Below are 15,752 nucleotides of genomic sequence, written 5' to 3' on the forward strand. Positions count from 1 at the left end.
GAGGGGGCCGGATCAAGGCACGAGGGAGGTGATCCGGCGATTCCATGGGGCGGCGGCGCGAATGCGCCGCCGCACTCGTTTACGTTCCTGCATGCACTTACTTCGCGTTGCGGTTCGCGGCGGGCGCCGCTGACGGATCGCTGACCGGCACCATGTGCGCCTTCGCGTTGTTCGCATCGTTCCCGGTATTCGCGCTTTTCGCATCGTCCTCGGGTTCGAGCACGAACCGGAACGCATCGACGCGCTGCATCACTTTCGCCGCATACGCACTCGATCCGCCGCTGTAGCTCTTCAACCCGGCCTGCACGTTGCCGCCGGCCGCCTTCACGTAGCCCGACAGAATGCGCGAGCCGACCTCGACGTTCGCATTCGGCTCGGTGAGATCCTTCACGTTGCGCAGCATGCCGCGGTGCGCGGACGGTACGACTTGCATCAACCCGGTCGCGCCATGCTGGCCGCGTGCCTTTTCCTGGAAGCGCGATTCGATCGAAATAATCGCGTAAACGAGTGCCGGCGGCAGCGAATATTTCGTCGCAGTGACGCTCACGATATCGGCGAGCTTCGCGGCGCGTTCCTTCGCGACGCCGAATTTCTTCGTCAGGTAGGACGTGATGCGGCGGTTTGCTTCGTTAGGCTGATCGTTGGCGAGCGGTGCGGATGCGTCGCCTGGCGCGGATGCGGCTGCTTCGGGCGCAGAGGCAGGCAAGGCGGGCGCCTGCTGCGCCGCGGCGTGCTGCGCAATGCCGAGCGAAAGCACGATCAGCCAGAAGAACCGTCGTCGCATGGTCGAGTGCGGGGAAATGGGAGGCGCATAGTATATCGACCAATCGCGGCCGGTGGTCGAGGGCCGGTTCGAGTGAAAGCGACGTGTAGGCTTGTCACGTTCGCGATGATCGACGTGCCGATCGTTGCACGGACACGCATCGGAGTCCGGATGAACCGGGCGCTTCCGTCCTTTCCTGCGATTCGCCCCGCGGTATCGCGGCAATGTCGTCGGCTTCCGTGTCCCATGCCGGCGGCAGTTCGGGCCCGATTTGCGAATCGGCGCGAACGAAACGCTAGTTGATGATCTCGCCCATACCGGTTTCGATGCGGGCTCTGAGCTGCTGGATGAACTCGGGATCGTACGGTTCCCAGCGATCGAGTTCGCCGACGATCTTCAAAGGCGACGTGCTTCGATACGAGCGCGTCGGATTGCCGGGGAATTTCTTGTCCGTGACGTTCGGGTCGTTTTCGAATTCGCCGGTGGGCTCGACGATATAGACCCGCGGCCGGCCGTCGCCCTTGGCCATTTCCGCGGCCAGGCCGGCGCCTTTGGGCAGGGCCGTGAAATAAATGTGATTCATCACGACGTCGTCCCGATAATTCGATCGGAAGCCTGCCGTCAGCAAGTCGCCGATCCGCAAATCCGCTTTCGTGCCATGAAAAAACGGGCCGGTGTCGAGGACGGACATGGTTGCTCCTTCGGAAAATTGCGCAACGGCTGCTAGGCGCGCCGCGCGCTCGCTACCCGCGCAATCGCGCCGATCGCATCGCTGACGAGCACCGCAAGCAAGCCGACGATCACGCCGCCTTGCAGCACGAACGCGGTGTTCGATGTCTGCAGGCCCGCGATGATCACGTCGCCGAGCCCGCGCGCGGCGACCGTCGAGCCGATCGTCGCGGTGCCGAGATTGATCACGACCGCGAGGCGGATGCCGTTGACGATCACCGGGAACGCGAGCGGCAGCTCGACGGACACCAGTTGCTGCCACCCGCTCATCCCCATCCCGCGTGCGGCGTCGACGACGTCGCGCGGCACGTCCTCGAGCCCCGCGATCGTGCTTTCGAAAACCGGCAGGAGTCCGTACAACACGAGCGCGATCAGCACGGGTTTCAATCCGAAGCCGACTGCCGGCACCGCGAGCGCGAGCACGGCGACCGGCGGGAAGGTCTGGCCGATATCGACGACGCTGCGCGCGACCGGCAGGAAATCGGCGCCGAACGGACGCGTGACCGCGATGCCCGCCGAGACCGCGACGATCGTGCCGATCAGGCTCGACAGCGCGACCGTGCCGAGATGCGCGAGCGTGAGATCGAGCAGGCTCGCGCGATCGTAGATCACCGGAGCGCCGTTGTCCGCGAACGGCGCGAACAGATCCTGCAGCCAGGCCGGGCGCAACAACAGCACGAGCAGCAGCGCGAGCGCGGCCGCGCGGGCGACGTACGCGGGAAGCGACGGCCGCTTGGGCCCCACGCTGCTGCGCGTCGTCATGCGGGCTGCCTCGCGTGCGAGCGGATCGCGTCGAGCGTGATGCGACGGGGGCCGTGTGCGTGACGGTCGCCGGTGGCCGTATCGTCGACGGGCAGCGCGTCGACACCGCGCCACAACAATTCGGACACCGCATCGCGCAGTGTGCGCGTCGCGGCGATCGGTTCGCCGTCGGCGTGACCGGCTTCGGCCACGGCGTCGATCGGCGTGAGCGCGAGCAGGCGCAGCGGCCGGTCGACGCCCGCGACGAGCTGTTCGACCACCCCCGCTGCCGGCCGGCCGAGAATCTCGGCGGGCGACGCGACCTGCAGCAGCCGGCCGCCGTCCATTACCGCGATCGTGTCGCCGAGCTTCAGCGCTTCCTCGATATCGTGCGTGACGATCACGACGGTGATGCCGAGGCGGCGTTGCAGCGCGAACAGGTCGTCCTGCGCCTTGTTGCGGATGATCGGATCGAGCGCGCCGAACGGTTCGTCCATCAGCAGCATCGCGGGCTCGGCGGCGAGGGCGCGCGCCACGCCGACGCGCTGCTGCTGGCCGCCCGACAGTTCGTGCGGCAGCTTGCCGGCGAATTCGGCCGGCGCGAGGTGGAACAGGTCGAGCAGTTCGTTCACGCGCGCGGCGATGCGCTCGGCCGGCCAGCCGAGCAGGCGCGGCACGGTCGCGATGTTGCGCGCGACGCTCCAGTGCGGAAACAGCCCGTGCCCCTGGATCGCATAGCCGATGCCGCGGCGAAGTTGCTCGGGTGCGACCGTCGCCGTATCGACGCCGTCGATGCGGATCGTGCCGCTGGTCGGCGCGATCAGCCGGTTGATCATGCGCAGCAGCGTCGACTTGCCGCTGCCCGATGCGCCGACGAGCGCGGTGATCGTGCCGCGCTGCATCGTCAGCGATACGTCGTCGACGGCGACCACGTCGCCGAAGCGTTTGCCGACTCGTTCGATCTCGATCATCCTGCACGTCCCTTCGCGAGCGACGTCGCGGCTTCGAACACGACGGCGGCCGCCAGTGCGAGCGCGATCGTCGGGATCGCGCCGAGCAGCACGAGATCGGCGGCCGATTGACCGATCCCCTGGAAGATGAAGGTGCCGAATCCGCCGCCGCCGATCAGCGCGGCAACCGCGGTCAGCCCGATGTTCTGCACGAGCACGATGCGCACGCCGCTCAGGATCACCGGCAGCGCGAGCGCGAGGTCGACGCGCAGCAGCCGCTGCACGCGCGTCATGCCCATCGCGCGGGCCGCTTCGGTCACGTGCGGCGGCACCTGTTCGAGCCCGACCACGACGCTCGACGCGATCGGCAGCAGCGAGTAGAGGAACAACGCGAGCACGGCCGGCGCGACGCCGATCCCGCGAATGCCGAGCGCGGCCGCGAGCGGCACGTGCGCGGCGAGCAGGCCGAGCGGCGCCATCATCAGCCCGTACATCGCGATGCTGGGGATCGTCTGCACGATATTGAGCACCGGCATCGCGACGGTGCGCACCGCCGCGATGCGCGCACAGGCGATGCCGAGCGGCACGCCGGCCACGAGCGCGGCGGCGACCGAGCCGCCCGCGAGCGACACGTGACGAATCGCTTCGCGCCAGAAATCGTCGCTGCGCACCGCGTATTCGCGCATCACGGAGAGGCCGTCCCACCAGCCGCTCGCGAGCGGCACGGCAACCGCCGCGATCGCGACGGCGAGCGCGGCGAGACGCCGCCACGGGCCGAACGCGAGGCGCGCGAGCGCGTCGGCGATGAGCACGGCCCACGCGAACAGCAGCAACCAGACGCCGGCGTCGGGCGACACGCGGGCCAGCACGTCGTCGGGCGCGACGACGTGCGTCGCGGCCGCGCCGACCGCATACGCGAGCGTCGCGAGCCCCGCGCAGCCGGCCGCGAGCCGCCACGCGGGGCGGCTCGCCGTCATCGCCCACAGCGCGCCGACGGTCCACAGCGCGGCCAGCGCGGCGCCCTGCATCGCCGGCAGCGCGGCGAACACCGACAGCCCGGTGCCGGCCGCGATCCGGTTCGGCCGCAGCACCGCGAACGACAGGCCGAACACGGCGACGATCGTCAGGATGCCGATCAGGATGCCGACCTTGTCGAGCGTGACGCGCCGCGCGGACGCGGCCGCGCGCTCCGTCATTTCACGAAACCCTTCGCTTTCAGGTAGCTTTTCGCGACGCCGGCCGCCGGCTCGCCGTTGAGCTGGATGCGGGCGTTCAGCGATTGCAGCGTCTTCAGGTCGAGGCTCGCGAACACGGGCTTGAGCAAGTCGGCGATCTGCGGATGCGCTTTCAGCGCGGCTTCGCGGATCACCGGCGCCGGCGCGTAGACGGGCTGCACGTGCTTGTCGTCGTCGAGCACCGCGAGGCCGCTCGATGCGATGCCGCCGTCGGTGCCGTAGACCATCGCGGCGTTCACGCCGTCGGTCTGGTTCGCGGCGGCCTTGATCGTCGCGGCCGTGTCGCCGCCGGACAGCACGACGAGCTGCTCGGGTTTCAGCTTGAAGCCGTACGCTTTCTCGAACGACGGCAGCGCCGATGCGCTGTTCACGAATTCGGCCGAGGCCGCGAGCTTCACCTTGCCGCCGCCGGCCACCCACTTGCCGAAGTCGGAGAAGGTCTTCAGGTGCTGCGACTGAGCGACGGGCGCAAGCAGCGCGACGCCCCACGTGTTGTTCGCGGGCGCCGGGGCGAGCCACACGAGATGGTTCGCCGCGTAGTCGAGTTTTTTCGCGGTGTCGTAGCCCTGGCTCGCGTTCTTCCACACCGGGTCGTCGGCCTTGTTGAAGAAGAACGCGGCGTTGCCCGTGTATTCGGGGTAGACGTCGATCTCGCCGCTCGTGAGCGCCTTGCGCACGATCGGCGTCGTGCCGAGCGCGATCTTTTCGGTGACGGGAATGCCGTGGGCCTTCAGCACCTGCGAAATGAGGTTGCCGAGCAGGTTGCCTTCGGTGTCGATTTTCGACGACACCACGACGGGCGTGTCGGCGTGCGCGCCGGGCGCCACGATGGCGGCGGCGAACGCGAGGCCCAGGATCCGGGCGGGCAGGGCGAGCTTCATCGGGGCCAATCTCCAGGACGGGGGCGTACGCCGAAAGTTACTTGACTGAGCGGGCTTTGGCAAACCGCGTGCGGCGGCGTGTCCACAGCCGGTGTGGGGATAACCCGCATCCGTCATGCGGGCTTGTTACACTGAAATTCGTTCCCCGCCTGCGGACATTTGCTGACATGAAGCCCGAGCTGCTGGTCCTCATCGCGCTGCGCGGCGACGCGCATCGCGAGATCGCCGCGTCGTTCGACGTGCGTTATGCCCCGACGCCCGATGCGCGCGAACGCGCGATCGCCGAACACGGCAGCACGATTCGCGCGGTGCTGACCAACGGCAGCACCGGGCTGACCGCCGCCGAGATCGACCGGCTGCCGCGGCTCACGTTCGTCAGCGCGCTCGGCGCGGGCTACGAGCACATCGACGTCGCGCATGCGAAGGCGCGCGGCATTGTCGTGGTCACGGGCGCCGGCACCAACGACGATTGCGTCGCCGATCACGCGTTCGCGCTGCTGCTCGCGGCGGTGCGCAACGTCGTGCAGCTCGATGCGAAGACCCGCGCGGGCGTATGGCGCGACGGGCTGTCGATGCCGCCGAACGTGTCGGGCAAGAAGCTCGGCATCGTCGGGCTCGGCAAGATCGGCGAGAAATGCGCGCGCCGCGCGGCCGGCTTCGACATCGAGATCGGTTATCACAACCGGTCGGAGAAGCCCGTGCCGCATCGCTATTTCGACCGGGTCGACGCGCTCGCGCAGTGGGCCGATTTCCTGATCGTCGCGACGCCGGGCGGCGCGGGCACGCGGCATCTGATCGATCGCACCGTGCTCGACGCGCTCGGCCCCGGCGGCTTTCTCGTCAACGTGTCGCGCGGCAGTGTTGTCGATACCGCTGCTTTGGCGGACGCGTTGCGCGAACGGCGCATCGCGGGCGCGGGGCTCGACGTGTACGAAGGCGAACCGGAGCCGCCGCGTGCGCTGACGGATCTCGACAGCGTCGTGCTCACGCCGCACATGGGCGGCTGGTCGCCCGAGGCGCTCGATCGTTCGGTGCGGCAGTTTCTCGACAACGCGGCGCGGCATTTCGCGGGGCAACCGGTGTTGACGCCGGTGTGAGCGCCGCGCGGCGGCATCGGATCAGTCCGCCTGCTTGCAGAATGTCCAGTAGAAATCCGGCAGGTTCGCCGGCTTGTCGGCATCGAGATCGATCCAGCCGAACTGGTGGTGCTCGTCGCTCAGCACGATGTCATGGCGATCGACCTCGCACTGGAAGCACACGATCAGTACGCGCTTGCCCGGCACGACCTCGCACGAGCGGCTGCCCACGTAGCGGATCGCCGACGCGACGATTCCGCATTCTTCCTGCACTTCGCGGGTGACCGCGTCTTCGAGCGATTCGCCCGCTTCGGGCCAGCCGCCCGGCAGCTCCCACTCGTCGCGGGGATTGCGCAGGAACAGGACGGAACGGCCATCGCGCACGATGGCTTTGGCGCTGAGGGGAATCATGGGGGCTCACCGTAGGCATTCGATTGCCGCAGCCTAGCGCAGGTGTTCCCTTCTTGCAGCGATGCTCCCGCCCGCATCGACGCGGATGCGGGCGGGGGAGACGGCAGCGTCAGGCTGCCAGCCGGCGCACGACTACGCGCCCGTCGATGATGACGCGAGCGGCACCGTCACCGACGTGCCGGCCGGATCGAGCGTCAGGCCCGTGCCGGGCGTCGGTCGCAGCGTCGCCTCGTAGTCGCTGGAGAGGACGACGAGCCCCAGCCGGTGGCCGGCTTCCAGCCGGTAGTCGCGCGGCATGAAGGTCAGCTTCAGGTCGTACGGCATGCCGGGCAGCACCGGTTGCGACACCCACTCGGACAGCCGGTTGCGCGGGTCGGTCCATGCGCGCGTGACGATCGTCGCCGTGCCGTCCGGCGCGCGGTCGACCAGCAGCGCCGTCACGTTCGCGACGCCCGTGAAGGTCAGCCTGACGTGCGCGGTCGCGGTGCCGGAGATGCGCGTGGCGGCTGTCAGCGGGGCCGTCTCGAAGCGGCTGCGGTTTTCGCCGGTCGGCGTGTTCGCCAGCGTGAGCGCGGGAATGCGCGCATCGTCGGTGAAGCGCGCGAGCGGGCCGCCGCTCGGCAGCCGCAGCAGCGTGCCGGTACCGGCGCCGTCGCCGCCCGCGAAGTACGTAACCGGCGTGGCGCGCCGCGCGGCCCAGTCGGCTTCCTTCAGCAGCGTGCCGTCCGCCTGCGCGATCACCGCGCGCGGATCCTGCTCGACGCCGTTGTCATAGCCGATCAGGTAGCGCGTGAACCAGCGGTTCACCTCCGCGGTCCACGCGTCGGCCATGCCCGGCACGCGGGTCGGATCGGTGTGCTTCAGGCGATGCAGCCACAGCTGGGTCGGCACGCCCTGGCGTCGCATCGCCAGATACCACGACGTCGACTGGTCGACGCGCACGTTGTCGTCGGTGAGGCCCTGCGCGACGAGCGCCGGCGCGACCGCGAACCCGGTCGGGATGTCGCGTGCGGCCCAGAACGGCGAATAGTCGCCGGTCTTGCGGTCTTCCTGCTGCAGTGCTTCGTCGATCAGGTGCGTGCAGCGCTCCGGATGCGCGTTGGTCAGCAGCGCCTTGATGTAGACGTCGACGTCCTCGCCCTGATAGCCTTCCGGCGCGCGCACGAGGCCGCCCGAGCGGTAGTAGCCGTACATGTTCGACAGCCCGGCGATCGGCACGATCGCGTCGAGCCCGCGCGTGCGCAGGCTGGCGACCATCTTCGGCAGCGTGCCGTCGTACGACACGCCGTACATGCCGACGTGGCCGGTCGACCAGTTCGCGACGACCGTCTTGCCGTTCGCGTCCTTCGCGGTCGCATCGCGGCCGAGCCAGCGGATCACCGACGCCATCGCGACCGATTCGTCGCGCGTCAGGATCGTCGGGCAGCCGTCCGAGCCGGCGGTGCCGAGCGAATCCGCATAGACGATCGTGAAGCCGCGCGGCACGAAATAGCTTTCGATCCACGAGCGGCCGGCGGCAGCCGCCTCGACCTGCTGCAGCATCCGCGATTGCGGCGCCGCGGCCAGGATGCGGGCGGACGCCGATGCGGGCGCGCCTGCGGTCGCGACTGGATGCGGCGTGCCGTCGAGTTCGACGTCGACGTCGTGATTGGGGCTGTCGGCGAGCCCGGCGTAATACGGGCTCGCGAGCACGATGACGGGCGTGCGCGCGCCGTTCGCGGTTTCGGATGGCCGCACGATGCGTACGTGGATGCGGTCGCGCGTGCCGTCGCCGTCGGAATCGACCGGCGTGTCGACCCACGCGTTTTCCTCGATCGTGCCGCCCGACAGCGACGGCTGCACCTGGCCGTTGCTGATCACCGGCTTGTAGCGTCCGCCGCTCGCCGGATTCGCGTACGGCACGCCGGACGGCGAAAAGCGCGACGCGAGCGATGGCGTATTGGCCGTGTCGGCCGCGGCGGAGGCCCCCTCCTGTTGGCCCTGCGCGAGCGCTGACACGCCCGCCACGCTGCCGCCGTCGTCGCCGCCGCACGCGGCGAGCGTCGTGGCCGCCACGAGCGCGGGCAGCCATGCGCGCCGCACTCCGGTTCGATGAATGTTCATTGAATCGACCTCGTCTCTTGTGTTTGTCTGGAACCGGCTGGCTCGCGATACGCCCCCTGCGGCCTGGCCGGGTGCTGCGTCGGATGAAGCGGAACTGCACCATCAAAAAACGGCGGGCGAGATGGATGAGCGTCTCGCCCGGTGCCGGCGCGCGTCAGGCGGCGCGCATCCGGCCGGCGTCGAGGCGAGTGCATCGCCCCGAACGGAAATCGTCAGTGCGGCGGTTCGCTGCGAATGCAGGACTGCGAATCAAATGCGGGCATGCCCGGGATTCCTTCAGGTTTCGAATGAAACGGAACGGCACGATGCAATGAGGCGGGAATGTTGCGAACGGCGGTGCTGCAACGGCAGGAAAGCGCGACGCGAGTCGGCACGCTGGCCGGATTGCTTTCCGGAAGCTTGCGCAAAAGTTATCTCAGCGAAATGCCCGTGTCAAACTTTTTTAGTTCGGGTCAAACAAAGTTTCGGTGTGCGTGGGGCGGGCGATCTCAACTTCCGCGGAATCCGTCCGTAAACAATGAAAAACGCGCTGAAAACGAGAGAGAGGGCAATGACGATTCCGGTCACGGCGGCGGGCGGCCTTACGCTCGCGCAAATGGCACAGGCGGCGCTCGACGGGCGTCAGACGCTGGACGCGACCGCGTCCGGCGCGCCGCAAGACGCGCCGATCGGCATCCGGGCAATCGACCCGGAAGCGATGCAGGCGGCGCTGACGAAACAGTTGTCGATGGTGGGCGACCTGTCGATGAAGCTGCGCGGCGTGACCGACGCGCTCGCGACGAGCCTGCGGGACATCGTCGCGAAGCGGCCGGACCTGGCCGATGCGCCATTCGATTTCATGACCGACGCCGGCCGGATCAAGGTCGTGTCGAAGACGTTGACCGACAGCGATCGCGCATGGATCGAGTCGACGCTGAATTCGAACGCCGGCCTCGTGCTCGCGACGCGCGCGTTTCACGAGCAGGCCGTCGATATCGCCGCGCAGGGTGCGACCGTGCGAGGCGACACGTTCACGGACAGCGATCGCGCGGCGGCGAGCCAGGGCGCCGACACGCGCTTTCACTTCATGAGCCTGCTCGACCGGTCGGTCGTGGACAACCCGCCGCCCGTGCCGCCCGGCGGGCACTTCACCACGCAGGACGGCACGACGCTGACGATCGCGCCGTCGGCCGGCAGCGCGCGCGGCACGCTCGCGTTGCTGGACGCCGCACGCCAGCTATCGTCGGGCACGTCGATTTTCGTCGACGCGTCCGGCAACAAGTCCTACGGCATGCGCGTGGAACTCGTCAACGTCGGCTTCGACGTGCTCGCCGGCTACACGCCGGACGGCGGCAACAGCGTCGGTTTCCACGAGATCGCGTAACGCCGCGCCAATCGAGCCGGTTGCGTCTACTCGTCGCGCAACGCTTCGGCGGGCCGCACCCGTGCGGCGCGCCAGCTCGGGTACAGCGTCGCGACGCACGACATCAGGAACGCGGCCGACGCGATCTCGATCACGTCGAGCGCCGACAGCTTCGACGGCAGCGCGCTGAGGAAATACACGGACGGCGTCAGGAAGCGGATGCCGAGCAGTTGCTCGATCGCCGGCAGCACCACCGGGATGCTCACCGCGATCGCGCAGCCGAGCGCGACGCCTGCCAGCGTGCCGGCGAGGCCGATCGTCATTCCCTGGATCGCGAAGATCTTCATGATCGAGCGGGGCGGCGCGCCGAGCGTGCGCAGGATCGCGATGTCGCCCTGCTTCTGCGTGACCGTCATCACGAGCGACGACACGAGGTTGAACGCGGCGACCGCGACGATCAGCATCAGGATCAGCGACAGCATGCGTTTCTGCAGCCGCTCGGCCTCGAACCACGTGCGGTTCTGCCGCGTCCAGTCGCGGATATACAGGTCGCCCGACAGCGTACGCGACAGCGCCAGCGCGATCTCCGGCGCACGCTGCAGATCGTCGATGCGCAGCCGGATGCCGGTCGGCGCGGGCACGTTGAACAGTTGCTGCGCATCGCGGATGTGGATGTACGCGAGCGCGCTGTCGTACTGGTAGTGGCCCGACTCGAACGTGCCGACCACGTTGAACTGGCGGAACCGCGGCAGCGCGTCGCCCAGGCGCGCACGGTTGCCGGGCGCGAAGAACGTGATGCGGTCGCCGATCTTCACGTGCAGTGCATCGGCGAGCGCGGCGCCGAGGACGATGCCCATCTCGCCCGGCGCGAGCGCGTCGAGGCGCCCGGTCTTCAGCTTGCGCGCGATCTCGGACACGCGCGGCTCGAGCACGGGATCGATGCCGCGCAGCGCGACGCCCGTCACGTTGCCCGCGTTCGTCAGCAGCGCCTGCGCGTCGACGTAGGGTGCGACGGCACGCACCGCCGCGTTCTGTAACGATTCGTGTGCGGTCAGCCGCCAGTCGGGCATCGCGCCGGACGGCGAGAAGATTTCCACGTGCGCGAGCACCGACAGCATCCGGTCGCGCACCTCGGTGCGAAAGCCGTTCATCACCGACAACACGACGATCAGCGCGGCCACGCCGAGCGCGATGCCGGCCATCGCGGCGCCGGCGATGAACGACACGAAGCCGTCGCCGGCCGAGCGCCGGCCGCCGCGCGCGTAGCGCAGCCCGATCTGCCATTCGAACGGGAGTTTCAAGCGGTTTCCTTTCATTTCGATTCGATCCTGCCGAGCCGCGCATTCTAGCGAACGTGGCGCGACCGCGTGCAGCCGTCGGGTCGCGACGGCCCGCGACCAGCCGATATCCGACCGCCTGCCGGGTCGGCGACGTATCGTGGACGGCGCCCGCGTGGGCCGCAACGCGTCGAAGCCGTGATGCTGCACGAGGACCGCTGGTTCCGGTGGCATCCGGGTTTCAATCCGTACGGGCTCGCGTGCGGCGCATGGATCACCTACGTGCGCGGCGGGCAGGACGCGATCGACCGTGCGCTGGCCGCGTCGCGTAACCGGCTGTATGCGCGCTGGCTGACGGCGCATCCGGGCGATGCGTCGCTCAAGCCGCTGTCCGCGTTGCCGTTCGACGCGCCGCATGCGGTCGACCAGACGCTCGCTGCGCGCAACGATACGTGCGACATGGGCGTGAAGGCGCGGGTCGGCCCCGCGAACTTCTTCGATCGCTCGATCGACGGGCAGGTGAACGGCATGCGCGCGCGGCGCTCGCCGGGCTCCGCGCTCAAGCCGTTCGTCTATGCGCCCGGCTTCGACCGGGGCGTGCTGCATCCGGATTGCCGCGATGCCGGGCAGGTCGAAGGCGACCCGCCGCGCGTCACGTCGTCGCTACGCGGCAGTCCGTATGCGATGCGCGTGAAGACCACCGACGAAACGTGCATCGCGTTCAACGCGACCGCCGATGCGACCGCGCATGCGCTGTACGGGTTCGTCAACGATGCGTACGTCGGTCGCAGCGCGCCGGGCGACGCGCTGTTCTGGCAGCCGCGCACGGCCGGCAGCTATACGGTGCGGGTGGTCGACGATCACGGGCGCAGCGATCAGCGGCCGCCGGGAGTAGGGCTGGAGCAGTAAGCAGGCGCGGCCCGCTCGCGCGGTTCAAACGCTGTAGCCGATCCGCAGCACACCCCATGGCCGTCTGCCGACGACGATCGGCGCGGACACGTCCTTCATCAGCGCGAACTGGCCGTTGCCCATGTCGCGCCGATAGGTCTGCAACAGGAACGGCTTGTCATGCGCCACGGACATGCGCGCCGTGCGGTCCGTGTAGATCCGGCGGTTCCGGCAATTCGCCGCGTTCCACGCGGCGTCCGAGCGCTGAGGCAGCGAGAACTTGCGGTTGTGGGTCGGCAGGTAGCACTGCCGGTCGAAGCTCGCGCAATAGACGATGCGTTCGTCGAGATCGAGCACCGGCTCCTGGACGGCCGGCAGCACGCGATCGGTGAACGCGGTGAAGCGCGTCATGAACTGCTGCGGGTCGGTGCCGGGAATCGGTTCGTAGTGCGCGTCGAAGAGCGCGTCGAGTGCGATGTCGCCGCGCCCGACCGCCTCCTCGAAGAGTTTGCCGATCGCGGCGGCCGTGCTGCGCGCGGCGTCGATCAGGCGCGTGTCGGGCGATTCGATACCGGTCGCGGCGGTGAGCTCGATCAGCGTCTCGGAGACGGAGAGCAGATTGCCGAGCCGGTCCTTGGCCTGCGAGAAGTTCTGGGCCGAGTTCTCGACGCCGGACGCCATCTCGCCCACCTGTTCGTCGAGACGATGGCACTGCGTCTCGATCTCGTCCGTCAGCGACGCGATCTGTTCGGCCTCGCCGGCGAGTTCGGTGATCGCGTGACCGGTCGCGTGCACGACCTCGCCGATCGTGCGCGTGCCCTCGCGCACGCGATGCGCGCGGGCGGCGTTGTCGGTGCCTTCCGCGAGCAGGTGTTCGGTCTGCTCGGCGAGCCGCGCGAGGGTCGTCTCGATCTGGGCCGTCGCCTGCCCGGTCTTCGCGGACAGGTTCTTGACCTCGGCCGCGACGACCGCGAAGCTGCGGCCCGACTCGCCGGCGCGCGCGGCCTCGATCGCGGCGTTCAGCGCGAGCAGGTGGGTCTGGCGCGCGATGACGGAGATTTCCTCGGACACGGCCCGCACGTGATCGAGTGCGTCACGCAGCGCGCCCATCTGGTCGCTGATCGTGGTGACGCCCTCGACGAGGCCGTGAATGTCGGCGAGCGAGGCCTCGATCGTCTGCTGCGACTGCCGGACCGCATTCGACGCATTGGCGCTGACGTCGCGCACCTGCTGCGCGGCCTCGGCGATCCGGTGGTTGCCGCGCAGCGTGAGGGCGGCCGATTCGCGCAGCGTGTGGCACACCTCCGCCTGTCGGGCGACGCGGGCCGCGACTTCCTCGACGTGACCCGACACGTCGCAGATCTCGATGCCCAGCCTGCCGGCCTGTTCGGCGATGTCGCCGACGAGCGCGCGCGACGAACGGCGGCCGCGGCCGATTCCGAAGAAGTTCACGTTGGTGGGTCTCCTTGAGGACATGCGCACCGGGTTCCCGGCGGATGGTGGGCGTGCGTTCCTGACTTGACGGCTGCACGGCCGCGGACTTGAGGTCGGGTAAACATCGAGATCGGCATCCCCGACGGCCGGACCGGCGCCGGGCGGGGCGCGTTTGCACCACGTTTGCGCCACGTTTGCCGTGGCGGCCGCGCGGCGGCGTGACGAGGGACGGGCGGCGCGTGGCGGCCGCCCGTCCACAGGCGCTGCGTCAGAACACGTGGTGAATGCCGGCGTTGACGCCGACCGTCGTGCCCGGCAGCCCGTACAGCGCGCCGCCCGTGATGCCGAGGCCGGTATTCATCGCGCCGTGGTTGTTGACGACGCCGACCTGCGCATACAGGCCGGTTCGCTTCGACAGGCTGTAGTCGGCGCCGATCGCGGCCAGCAGCGAATGATTGTGCGAGTCGTTGCGGTCGGTCGTGTACCACGCGCCGGTGTTCAGGTCGAGGGCCGGCGTGACGCGGTAGTCGAGGCCGGCGCTATACACGTTGTTGCTGAACGAGCCGGCGACCTTGTAGCTCGTGAACGACGCCTTGCCGGTCACCGGCCCGAACGTGTAGGCGGCACCGATCGTGCGGCCGACGAACGCGACCGTGCTCGGCACCGGCGTCGGGGACGTACCGCCGTTGCCGTCGTAGAGCGCCGCGTTGAGCATGAAACCGCCGTTCGTATAGGTGAGGCTGCCGGAATACTGGCGTCCCGCCTGGAAGTCGCCGGCCTTGCCGCCGAAGCCGAACATCGCGCTGGCCGTCAGCCCGGCGATGGTCGGGCTCGTGTACGAAATCGCGTTCGGATTGAAGAGGCCCGTGACGAGCACGTTGTCGACGTACGGAACCAGCGCGGCGCCGAAGTGCGAGACGTTGCGCGGATCCGATCCGAGGATCGCGAGCACGAACGGCGAGAACTGAAGGCCGACCTTCGTTTCGCCGAAGCCGCCGTCGATTCCGACCCATGCCTGGCGGCCGAAGAAGTTGCCGTTCGAGTGGCCGAACGCGCCGTCCGTGATGTTGAAGCCGCTTTCCAGCTTGAATCGCGCGTGCAGCCCGCCGCCGAGATCCTCGGTGCCCGTGATGCCGAAGTTGGTCGGCGTCATGCCCGTGTCGGTCAGCGCGAACTGGCGTCCGGCGTTGCCGCCGGTCGCCGAATCCAACGAGCGGCTCGTATAGAGCAATGCGGCGTCGAGGTCGCCGTACAGCGTGACGCTGCTCTGCGCGAAACTGCTGCTTGCCGCCGCGCCCAGCAGCGCCGCGCAAATCGTCCATGTCCTGCTCTTCATCGTCTGTCTCCGTTTTGTGAGTGTTGTAATACGCACAACTGATTAAACCTTCGTTGGCGGAAGCGCTGCGAGCCGCCTGCATGCCGTGCCGTCGGGGAACGCACGGCGATGCTTCTCGCCGGCGCGAACGCGGCCGCGAGCCCGGCGTGGGAAACGGGCCAGCGGCCGTGCTGCGACGCCGCGGTGAAGCGATGCGCCCGCCGTGGCGGGCGGCGTTACATCGAACGGTTCAACTGCTCGAGGATGGCCGGGTTCTCGAGCGTGGACGTGTCCTGCGTGATCGCTTCGCCCTTCGCGAGCGAGCGCAGCAGGCGCCGCATGATCTTGCCCGAGCGCGTCTTCGGCAGGTTGTCGCCGAAACGGATGTCCTTCGGCTTCGCGATCGGCCCGATCTGCTTGCCGACCCAGTCGCGCAGCGTCTTCGCGAGCGCCGCCGCTTCGTCGCCTTCCGGGCGCGAGCGCTTCAGCACCACGAACGCCACGACCGCCTCGCCCGTCGTATCGTCCGGACGGCCGACCACCGCTGCCTCGGCCACGAGTGCATGCGACACCAGCGCCGACTCGATCTCCATCGTGCCGAGCCGGT

15 protein-coding genes are annotated in these 15,752 nt (G+C 68.8%); 3 read left to right on the plus strand and 12 right to left on the minus strand.

The features are described 5' to 3' along the window. Nucleotides 1-97 precede the first annotated feature (97 nt). The 6 genes from H0X91_RS33690 to osmF form a co-directional block, all read right to left on the minus strand. Nucleotides 98-784 carry a lytic transglycosylase domain-containing protein gene (locus H0X91_RS33690; protein WP_006496828.1) on the minus strand — a complete coding sequence of 229 codons (687 nt, stop codon included), beginning with the start codon at nucleotides 782-784 and terminating at the stop codon, nucleotides 98-100. Nucleotides 785-1,058: 274 nt separating this feature from the next. Further along, the gene (arr, locus tag H0X91_RS33695) at nucleotides 1,059-1,454 is read right to left on the minus strand and encodes an NAD(+)--rifampin ADP-ribosyltransferase (protein ID WP_006496829.1); all 396 of its coding nucleotides are present in this window, start codon (nucleotides 1,452-1,454) and stop codon (nucleotides 1,059-1,061) included. Between the two features lie 32 nt (nucleotides 1,455-1,486). Beyond that, nucleotides 1,487-2,254 carry an ABC transporter permease gene (locus H0X91_RS33700; protein ID WP_059720694.1) on the minus strand — a complete coding sequence of 256 codons (768 nt, stop codon included), beginning with the start codon at nucleotides 2,252-2,254 and terminating at the stop codon, nucleotides 1,487-1,489. Next, nucleotides 2,251-3,204, minus strand: coding sequence for an ABC transporter ATP-binding protein (locus H0X91_RS33705; protein ID WP_059720695.1), 954 nt, complete (start codon nucleotides 3,202-3,204; stop codon nucleotides 2,251-2,253). The genes H0X91_RS33700 and H0X91_RS33705 overlap by 4 nt, the downstream gene beginning before the upstream one ends. Further along, nucleotides 3,201-4,379: an ABC transporter permease gene (locus H0X91_RS33710; protein WP_058903489.1), complete on the minus strand. Its 1,179-nt coding sequence runs from the start codon at nucleotides 4,377-4,379 to the stop codon at nucleotides 3,201-3,203. The genes H0X91_RS33705 and H0X91_RS33710 overlap by 4 nt, the downstream gene beginning before the upstream one ends. Then, nucleotides 4,376-5,299, minus strand: a complete 924-nt coding sequence (gene osmF / locus H0X91_RS33715) for a glycine betaine ABC transporter substrate-binding protein OsmF (protein ID WP_006493662.1) — start codon at nucleotides 5,297-5,299, stop codon at nucleotides 4,376-4,378. The genes H0X91_RS33710 and osmF overlap by 4 nt, the downstream gene beginning before the upstream one ends. 167 nt (nucleotides 5,300-5,466) lie before the next feature. On the opposite strand from osmF, the gene H0X91_RS33720 reads away from it, so the two are divergent. Beyond that, nucleotides 5,467-6,396: a 2-hydroxyacid dehydrogenase gene (locus H0X91_RS33720; protein ID WP_084751767.1), complete on the plus strand. Its 930-nt coding sequence runs from the start codon at nucleotides 5,467-5,469 to the stop codon at nucleotides 6,394-6,396. 21 nt (nucleotides 6,397-6,417) lie between these two features. Here the strand turns inward: H0X91_RS33720 and H0X91_RS33725 are convergent, their stop codons facing one another. Beyond that, nucleotides 6,418-6,786 (minus strand): NUDIX domain-containing protein, encoded by a 369-nt coding sequence (locus H0X91_RS33725; protein WP_006496832.1) that lies wholly within the window; start codon nucleotides 6,784-6,786, stop codon nucleotides 6,418-6,420. 132 nt (nucleotides 6,787-6,918) lie between these two features. After that, a complete protein-coding gene (locus H0X91_RS33730; RefSeq protein ID WP_080331999.1) occupies nucleotides 6,919-8,889 on the minus strand; it encodes a Xaa-Pro dipeptidyl-peptidase in 1,971 nt (656 codons plus the stop codon). Between the two features lie 550 nt (nucleotides 8,890-9,439). Here H0X91_RS33730 and H0X91_RS33735 point away from each other — a divergent pair. Beyond that, nucleotides 9,440-10,252: a hypothetical protein gene (locus H0X91_RS33735; RefSeq protein ID WP_196433763.1), complete on the plus strand. Its 813-nt coding sequence runs from the start codon at nucleotides 9,440-9,442 to the stop codon at nucleotides 10,250-10,252. Between the two features lie 26 nt (nucleotides 10,253-10,278). Here H0X91_RS33735 and H0X91_RS33740 read toward each other — a convergent pair whose 3' ends face one another. Then, the gene (locus H0X91_RS33740) at nucleotides 10,279-11,547 is read right to left on the minus strand and encodes a lipoprotein-releasing ABC transporter permease subunit (protein WP_080332001.1); all 1,269 of its coding nucleotides are present in this window, start codon (nucleotides 11,545-11,547) and stop codon (nucleotides 10,279-10,281) included. A gap of 162 nt (nucleotides 11,548-11,709) precedes the next feature. Between H0X91_RS33740 and H0X91_RS33745 the strand changes: the two genes are divergently transcribed. Continuing rightward, the gene (locus H0X91_RS33745) at nucleotides 11,710-12,417 is read left to right on the plus strand and encodes a transpeptidase-transglycosylase (protein ID WP_230878092.1); all 708 of its coding nucleotides are present in this window, start codon (nucleotides 11,710-11,712) and stop codon (nucleotides 12,415-12,417) included. A gap of 24 nt (nucleotides 12,418-12,441) precedes the next feature. Here the strand turns inward: H0X91_RS33745 and H0X91_RS33750 are convergent, their stop codons facing one another. The 3 genes from H0X91_RS33750 to H0X91_RS33760 form a co-directional block, all read right to left on the minus strand. After that, entirely contained in the window at nucleotides 12,442-13,848 is a 1,407-nt protein-coding gene (locus tag H0X91_RS33750) for a methyl-accepting chemotaxis protein (protein WP_062884950.1), read from the minus strand. Between the two features lie 250 nt (nucleotides 13,849-14,098). Next, complete coding sequence (locus H0X91_RS33755; protein ID WP_058903485.1) at nucleotides 14,099-15,166, minus strand: porin; 1,068 nt, start codon at nucleotides 15,164-15,166, stop codon at nucleotides 14,099-14,101. Between the two features lie 215 nt (nucleotides 15,167-15,381). Then, nucleotides 15,382-15,752, minus strand: a 371-nt coding sequence (locus tag H0X91_RS33760; RefSeq protein WP_442859789.1) for an AMP-binding enzyme, incomplete at its 5' end; no start/stop codon positions are given.

This window comes from Burkholderia sp. 9777_1386 (assembly GCF_015712265.1).
GTDB lineage: Bacteria > Pseudomonadota > Gammaproteobacteria > Burkholderiales > Burkholderiaceae > Burkholderia > Burkholderia cenocepacia.

Excerpts from the sequence above, each read along its gene's own strand:
- H0X91_RS33690 (WP_006496828.1), bottom strand. The coding sequence starts at position 784 with ATGCGACGACGGTTCTTCTGGCTGATCGTGCTTTCGCTCGGCATTGCG.
- arr (WP_006496829.1), bottom strand. The coding sequence starts at position 1,454 with ATGTCCGTCCTCGACACCGGCCCGTTTTTTCATGGCACGAAAGCGGAT.
- H0X91_RS33700 (WP_059720694.1), bottom strand. The coding sequence starts at position 2,254 with ATGACGACGCGCAGCAGCGTGGGGCCCAAGCGGCCGTCGCTTCCCGCG.
- H0X91_RS33705 (WP_059720695.1), bottom strand. The coding sequence starts at position 3,204 with ATGATCGAGATCGAACGAGTCGGCAAACGCTTCGGCGACGTGGTCGCC.
- H0X91_RS33710 (WP_058903489.1), bottom strand. The coding sequence starts at position 4,379 with ATGACGGAGCGCGCGGCCGCGTCCGCGCGGCGCGTCACGCTCGACAAG.
- osmF (WP_006493662.1), bottom strand. The coding sequence starts at position 5,299 with ATGAAGCTCGCCCTGCCCGCCCGGATCCTGGGCCTCGCGTTCGCCGCC.
- H0X91_RS33720 (WP_084751767.1), top strand. The coding sequence starts at position 5,467 with ATGAAGCCCGAGCTGCTGGTCCTCATCGCGCTGCGCGGCGACGCGCAT.
- H0X91_RS33725 (WP_006496832.1), bottom strand. The coding sequence starts at position 6,786 with ATGATTCCCCTCAGCGCCAAAGCCATCGTGCGCGATGGCCGTTCCGTC.
- H0X91_RS33730 (WP_080331999.1), bottom strand. The coding sequence starts at position 8,889 with ATGAACATTCATCGAACCGGAGTGCGGCGCGCATGGCTGCCCGCGCTC.
- H0X91_RS33735 (WP_196433763.1), top strand. The coding sequence starts at position 9,440 with ATGACGATTCCGGTCACGGCGGCGGGCGGCCTTACGCTCGCGCAAATG.
- H0X91_RS33740 (WP_080332001.1), bottom strand. The coding sequence starts at position 11,547 with ATGAAAGGAAACCGCTTGAAACTCCCGTTCGAATGGCAGATCGGGCTG.
- H0X91_RS33745 (WP_230878092.1), top strand. The coding sequence starts at position 11,710 with ATGCTGCACGAGGACCGCTGGTTCCGGTGGCATCCGGGTTTCAATCCG.
- H0X91_RS33755 (WP_058903485.1), bottom strand. The coding sequence starts at position 15,166 with ATGAAGAGCAGGACATGGACGATTTGCGCGGCGCTGCTGGGCGCGGCG.